At 64.7% G+C, this 6,914-nt stretch carries 3 protein-coding genes and 1 riboswitch; all 3 genes read right to left on the reverse strand.

What is annotated here, in order from left to right; all coding sequences use genetic code 11:
* Positions 1–13: 13 nt before the first annotated feature.
* Entirely contained in the window at positions 14–1,012 is a 999-nt protein-coding gene (locus AO064_RS15170) for a magnesium chelatase ATPase subunit I (protein ID WP_012723863.1), read from the reverse strand.
* A gap of 216 nt (positions 1,013–1,228) precedes the next feature.
* Complete coding sequence (cobN, locus tag AO064_RS15175; RefSeq protein WP_064053850.1) at positions 1,229–4,990, reverse strand: cobaltochelatase subunit CobN; 3,762 nt, start codon at positions 4,988–4,990, stop codon at positions 1,229–1,231.
* Positions 4,991–4,993: 3 nt separating this feature from the next.
* Positions 4,994–6,055, reverse strand: a complete 1,062-nt coding sequence (cobW, locus tag AO064_RS15180) for a cobalamin biosynthesis protein CobW (protein WP_064053851.1) — start codon at positions 6,053–6,055, stop codon at positions 4,994–4,996.
* A gap of 93 nt (positions 6,056–6,148) precedes the next feature.
* Positions 6,149–6,347: riboswitch (cobalamin riboswitch) on the reverse strand.
* Between the last annotated feature and the right edge of the window lie 567 nt (positions 6,348–6,914).

Raw genomic sequence — 6,914 nt, forward strand, 5'->3', positions numbered from 1 at the left:
CGGGGGCGAATGCCTAGGGCTTTTTTGGCCAGGCGGGCACATCCCGACGAGCGCCGGTGGGTAACGCCGGGGCGGGCATATCACCCCATTGGCCTTGGCCGGGCGAGGTGTCCGACGGTTTCGGTGCCTGGCCTTCAGGAGGCGGGCTGGACGGTGGCGCTTGCTCCTGACGGCGATGGCGCAGGGCAAACTCGGCAACGGCTTCGATATCTTCCTCGGCGATGGCGTTGGCCCCCCGCCATGCGGCATGCGCCCTCGCGCCTCGCAGCCAGACAAGGTCCGCGCGCAGGCCGTCGACACCGGCGGCGAAGCACCGCTCGGTGATCTGCGCCAGCGCCCGATCATCCAACTCGATACTGTCGAGCCGCGCCCGCGCCTGGGTACAACGTTCGCGCAAGGCTGCTTGAGGCTCCGACCATTGCACGCAGAACACCGCGGGATCGCTGTCGAAATCCAACCGCCGACGGATGATCTGCCCGCGCTCGGTCGGCAAGGTCTGCCCGCTCAACGCCACGTTGAAACCAAAGCGGTCGAGCAGTTGCGGGCGCAGCTCGCCCTCCTCCGGGTTCATGGTGCCGATCAGCACAAACCGCGCCGAATGGCGATGGGAAATGCCGTCGCGCTCGATCAGGTTGGTGCCGCTCGCCGCCACGTCCAACAGCAGGTCCACCAGGTGATCGGGTAGCAAGTTGACCTCGTCGACATACAACACGCCGCCGTCAGCCTTGGCCAATACGCCGGGTGAAAATTGCGCACGGCCCTCGCCCAATGCGGCGTCCAGGTCCAGTGTGCCGACCAGGCGCTCTTCGGTGGCGCCCAACGGCAAGGTCACGAACTGTCCGCTGGCCAACAGGTCCGCGAGGCCGCGCGCCAGGGTCGACTTGGCCATGCCGCGCGGGCCTTCGATCAGCACGCCGCCGATCTTTGGGTCGATGGCGGTCAGGCACAGCGCCAGTTTCAGGTCGTCTGCGCCGACCACGGCGGACAGCGGGAAATGGGGAATATCAGTCATGCGAATTCTCTTTAAATCCTGCCTGTGGTGAACGGGCTTGCCCTGTGGTGAGCAGGCTTGTCCTGTGGTGAGCGGGCTTGCCCCGCGCTGGGCGGCGAAGCCGCCCCCCCTGCGATACACCGCGTTATACCTGAAAAAATGAGACGACCTTGTCAGGGCCGCTTCGCAGCCCAGCGCGGGGCAAGCCCGCTCACCACACAAAAAACCAAATACGTGTTAGCTGTCTTCTTCTATATCCAGCAACAGGTTTTCCAACGCCTCACGGTACGCCCCCGGCTCCTGCCACATCCCACGCTGCTGGGCTTCCAGCATGCGTTCGGTCATATCGCGCAGTGCATCCGGGTTGTGCTGTTGCACAAAGGCCCGGGTGTCGGGGTCGAGCAAATAGGCGTCGGCCAACAAGGCGTATTGGTGATCGTCAATCAGCGCGGTAGTGGCGTCGAACGCAAACAGGTTGTCCACGGTCGCCGCCATCTCGAACGCACCTTTATAGCCATGGCGCTTCACGCCTTCGATCCACTTGGGGTTGGCGGCGCGGGAACGGATCACCCGGTTCAGCTCTTCCTTCAAGGTACGGATCTTCGGCAGGTCCGGCTGGCTATGGTCGCCATGGTAGCTGGCGGCCTTGTCACCGCTCAGGGTTTCCACGGCGGCGAGCATGCCGCCCTGGAATTGGTAGTAATCATTGGAATCAAGCAGGTCGTGCTCGCGGTTGTCCTGGTTCTGCAAAACGGCCTGAACCTGGCTCAACCGCTGGGCGAACTGTTCGCGGGCGGCGGTGCCCTCGTCGGCGCCGCCATACGCGTAGCCGCCCCAGTTCAGGTAGACCTCGGCCAGGTCTTCGCGGCTCTGCCACAGGCGCCCGTCGATCGCGCCCTGCACACCCGCGCCATAGGCGCCAGGCTTGGCGCCGAAGATGCGCCAGCCGGCCTGTTTCGCCGCAGCCTCTGCGTCCAGGCCGGACGCCAGCAAGGCCTCGCGCTCACTGCGCACCTTGGCCGCCAACGGGTTCATAGCGTCCGGTTCGTCGAGCGCGGCCACCGCCTGCACCGCTGCATCGAACAGGCGGATCAGGTTAGCGAAGGCATCCCGGAAGAAGCCGGACACCCGCAGCGTCACGTCAACGCGCGGCCGGTCCAGCAAGCTGATCGGCAGAATCTCGAAGTCATCCACGCGCTGGCTGCCCGTCGCCCACACCGGGCGCACGCCCATCAGTGCCATGGCCTGGGCGATATCATCGCCACCGGTACGCATGGTCGCGGTGCCCCATACCGACAGGCCGAGCTGGCGCAGATGGTCGCCATGGTCCTGGAGGTGTCGCTCCAGGATCAGGTTGGCCGACTGGAAACCGATGCGCCAGGCGGTGGTGGTGGGCAGGTTGCGCACGTCGACGCTGAAAAAGTTGCGTCCGGTGGGCAGCACATCCAAACGCCCGCGACTCGGCGCACCGCTGGGGCCAGCGGGCACGAAACGGCCGCCCAAGGCGTCCAGCAGCCCGCGCATTTCCGCCGGCCCACAGGCGTCCAGGCGTGGCGCCACAACGATACGCAGGCTTTCGATCACCGCTTTCACGTCTTCCCAGCCGGGCTCTTCCAACTGCTCCAGCGGCCCTTCCAACGCCTGCTCGATCAACCGCGCCGCGTACAGCTCCAGGCGCTCACGGGTATCACCGGCAGTGCGCCACAACTGAGCGTCAATCTTCTGCAACACCTCGGGACGCCGTCCGGTCCAGGGTTCGGCCAGGGCGCAGTCCAGCGGGTCGAAACCCAAGTCAAACGCCTTGGCCAGCACCCGCAGCACACTCGACTGCGGGCCACGGCCATCGCCACGCGGGATGCGCAGCAAAGCCAGCAAGGTGTCGATACGCAAGCGGCCGGCGGGCGACTCGCCAAAAATGTGCAGGCCGTCGCGGATCTGCGACTCCTTCAGGTCGCACAGGTAGGTGTCCAGGCGCGGCAGCCACACGGCCGCGTCGGCATCGCTCTCCAGCTCCAGCTCCTGGTCGATGCGGGTTTCACGCACCAGCGCGAGGATGTCTTTCTGCAACGCCAGGGCGCGGCGCGGGTCGAGCAATTGCGCTTCGTAATACTCGTCGGCCAACAACTCCAGGTTGCGCAGTGGGCCGTAGGTTTCGGCACGGGTCAGCGGCGGCATCAGGTGATCGATGATCACCGCCTGCGTGCGCCGCTTGGCTTGGGCGCCCTCGCCCGGGTCGTTGACGATAAACGGATAGATATTCGGCAGCGGCCCCAGCAGCGCGTCGGGCCAGCAGTTCTCCGACAGGCCCACACCCTTGCCCGGCAGCCATTCGAGGTTGCCGTGCTTGCCCACATGGATCACGCCATGGGCGCCGTAGGTGTGGCGCAGCCAAAAGTAAAACGCCAAGTACGCGTGAGGCGGCACCAAGTCCGGATCGTGATACACCGCGCTGGCGTCCACCTGATAACCCCGCGCCGGTTGGATGCCGACAAAGGTCAGGCCCAGGCGCAGGCCGGCGATCATCATGCGACCGTCGCGGCACATCGGGTCGTTCTGCGGCGGGCCCCAGCGTTCCAGCACCGCCTGGCGATTGGCCTCGGGCAAGCGCTGGAACAGCACCTCGTAGTCATCCAGCCCCAGGCTTTGATGGCACGGGCGCAGGTCGAGGCTGTCCAGGTCGTTGGTGACACCGCCCAACAGGTCGTGGATCAACGCCGTGCCGCTGTCGGGCAAGGTGTCCGGCAGCGGATAGCCTTCGGCTTGCAGGGCACGCAGGATATTCAGCGCGGCGGCCGGGGTATCCAGGCCCACGCCGTTACCGATCCGGCCGTCGCGGGTCGGGTAATTGGCAAGGATCAGCGCAACGCGTTTATCCGCATTCGACACCCGCGCCAGCTCGACCCAACGCCGCGCCAGCTCAGCGACAAAATCCATGCGCTCAGGTGCGGCGCGGTAGCACACCACATCCGACTGGCTGCGCTCGCTGCGCCAGGCCAGGTCCTTGAAACTGATCGGCCGGCTGATGATGCGCCCGTCCAGCTCCGGCAAGGCAATGTGCATGGCCAGGTCACGCGGGCCGAGGCCTTGCTCGCTGGCTTCCCAGCCGGGCTGGTTGTCCTGGGCGCAGATCGCCTGGATCACCGGGATATTGCGGCGAAACGGGCGCAGGTGCGGCGCTTCCGGGCTGGACTGGGCAAAGCCGGTGGTGTTCAGGATCACCGCCGCGCCGACCTCATCCAGCCAGTCCTCGACCACCGTCAGGCAGCCCGGCTCTTTCAAACTGGCCACCGCCATCGGCAACGGGTTGAGGCCCGCCGCCTGCAAGCGCTGGCAGAACACATCGATAAAACCGGTATTGGCCGCCTGCAAATGCGAGCGATAAAACAGCACCGCCGCCACCGGCCAGTCAGCGTTCCAGTCGGCCTGCCAATCGGTCAGACGGGCATTGGCGTGACGGGGATGATAAATCGCCGTGCGCGGCAGGGTGTGCGGCGCTTCCCAGGCGTAGTCGCGGCCCAGGTAACCACTGGCCAGGCAGCGATAGAAATCCAAGGCATTGCCCAGGCCGCCCTGGCGCAGGAACTGCCAGAGGCGATCACGCTCTTCTGCGCCGACGGTGCTCAACGCGCTGAGCTCCGGGTCCGGGCGATCATCCCCCGGTACCAGGATCAACTGCACGCCACGTTCGGCCAACTCCACCAAGCGCTCGATGCCGTAGCGCCAATAACCGATGCCGCCGTGCAGCGAAATCAGGATGACCTTGGCGTGGCGCAGCACCTCATCGACGTACAGGTCGACCGAGGCATGGTTCTGCACCTGCATCGGGTTGGCCAGGCGCAAGCTGGGGTAGTCGTCGGGCAACTGCTGGGCCGCTTCGGCCAACAGCGCCAGGCTGGAATCACCGCTGCACAGGATCACCAGTTCAGCGGGGGTTTGGCCAAGGTCGGCAATATTGTCGTCCGAGACAAAACCACCGGGCTGAGTCCTGAGCAGGTGCATGGGTTAAACGCTGAGGGCTGCGCGCAGTTGCGCTTCGAGACCTGCCGCATCCAGGTCCTGGCCGATCAGCACCAGGCGCGTGATGCGCGCTTCGTCGGCGCCCCACGCGCGGTCGAAATGCTTGTCGAAACGCGTGCCCACGCCCTGGATCAGCAGACGCATCGGCTTGTTCGGGATCGCGGCGAAACCTTTGACACGCAGGATGCCGTGCTGCACCACCAATTGCGTCAGGGCGTCGAGCAGCAGCGCTTCGTCGGCTTGCGGCAGGTCGATGGAGATGGAGTCAAACGCATCGTGATCGTGATCGTCTTCACCGTCGTGGTGGTGATCGTGATGGCTGTGGCGTCCGTCGATATGCTCTTCGGCACCGGCGTCCAGGCCGATCAGCACGTCCAGCGGCAGGCGACCGCTGCTGGCTTCGATGATCTTCACCGCTGGCGGCAGTTCTTCGGCGACTTCCAGGCGCACGCGGGCCAGGTCTTCGGCGCTGATCAGGTCGGCTTTATTGAGGATGACCAGGTCGGCACTGGCCAACTGGTCGGCGAACAGCTCGTGCAGTGGCGATTCGTGGTCGAGGTTCGGGTCGAGTTTGCGCTGGGCATCGACCTGGTCCGGGAACGCGGCGAACGTGCCGGCGGCCACGGCTGGGCTGTCGACCACGGTGATCACCGCGTCAACGGTGCAGGCACTGCGGATTTCCGGCCACTGGAAGGCTTGCACCAAGGGTTTTGGCAGGGCCAGGCCGGAGGTTTCGATGAGGATATGGTCAAGGTCGCCGCGACGGGCGACCAATTCGCGCATTACCGGGAAGAATTCTTCCTGCACGGTGCAGCACAGGCAGCCGTTGGCCAGCTCGTAGACGCGGCCGTTGGCTTCTTCTTCGGTGCAACCGATGGAGCACTGCTTGAGGATTTCACCGTCGATGCCCAACTCACCGAATTCATTGACGATCACCGCGATGCGACGGCCCTGGGCGTTGTCGAGCATATGGCGCAGCAAGGTGGTTTTGCCCGAACCGAGAAAGCCGGTAACGATGGTGACGGGAAGTTTGGCCAGTGTTTTCATCGGATGCCCTTGGGGGCGGGCATACGGGACGATAGGCCCTGCGACGGCGCGCAGCAGCGGATTTCGTCACCGGATCACCCCGCCCGGTTGAAGTGGAAAATCGGTTACGAGGCAGGTCTCCTGGCTTGGGGCTTGCGGGTCTTGCGACCGGCGCTGGCTGCGCCTTCCCGCCTGGTGGCAGTGGCGTGGCAGTCAGATGAACCCTTTACAGTTGCGGGGGCAGCCGCGGCTTGGACCGCGTTCCCTTCTTAGCTTCGGCCTGGGCCGAAGAACCTCGAGGGTGCAAGGCTACGCAGTGCTTGGGGGATGGTCAATGATGGGGTTGGGTTGGGTACATATCCGTTGCTGCGGTAACGGCAGATATGGGTTCCGCCCTTACGGCGGGTCACTTTTGAAAGGAGCCCAAAAGTAACCAAAAACGCTTCGCCCCAACACTCGGCACCTCGCTCACGCTCGGTGTGCCCGTAATTCGCCAGCGTGTTTAACGGGGCGCCTAAGATCAAGATCAAAAGCAAAAGCACAGCGGCCTGACAGCCGGCTTGAGTGGTATAGAGCAAAGGCAAACGCGGCGGCCTTAAAGCCGACCGGAGTTGCGTCTGTCGATCGCGGTCTAAATGTGGGAGGGGGCTTGCCCCCGATTGCAATGTGACAGCCACAACTTCATCAGCTGACACACCGCCATCGAGAGCAAGCCAGCTCTTACACGTACCTGCTTTTGATCCAACCACTCAGGTCGGCTACTAGGCCGCCGTGCTCTTGCTTTTGATCTTGATCTCAGGCGCCCCGTCAAACACGCTGGCCGAACGCAGGCTTGAATCCGTGGGTAACCCGGCAGGACGCCGGGTTAGCCGCCCCGCGC

The sequence above is a fragment of the Pseudomonas marginalis genome (genome assembly GCF_001645105.1).
Lineage (GTDB): Bacteria > Pseudomonadota > Gammaproteobacteria > Pseudomonadales > Pseudomonadaceae > Aquipseudomonas > Aquipseudomonas petroselini.

Excerpts from the sequence above, each read along its gene's own strand:
- AO064_RS15170 (WP_012723863.1), bottom strand. The coding sequence starts at position 1,012 with ATGACTGATATTCCCCATTTCCCGCTGTCCGCCGTGGTCGGCGCAGAC.
- cobN (WP_064053850.1), bottom strand. The coding sequence starts at position 4,990 with ATGCACCTGCTCAGGACTCAGCCCGGTGGTTTTGTCTCGGACGACAAT.
- cobW (WP_064053851.1), bottom strand. The coding sequence starts at position 6,055 with ATGAAAACACTGGCCAAACTTCCCGTCACCATCGTTACCGGCTTTCTC.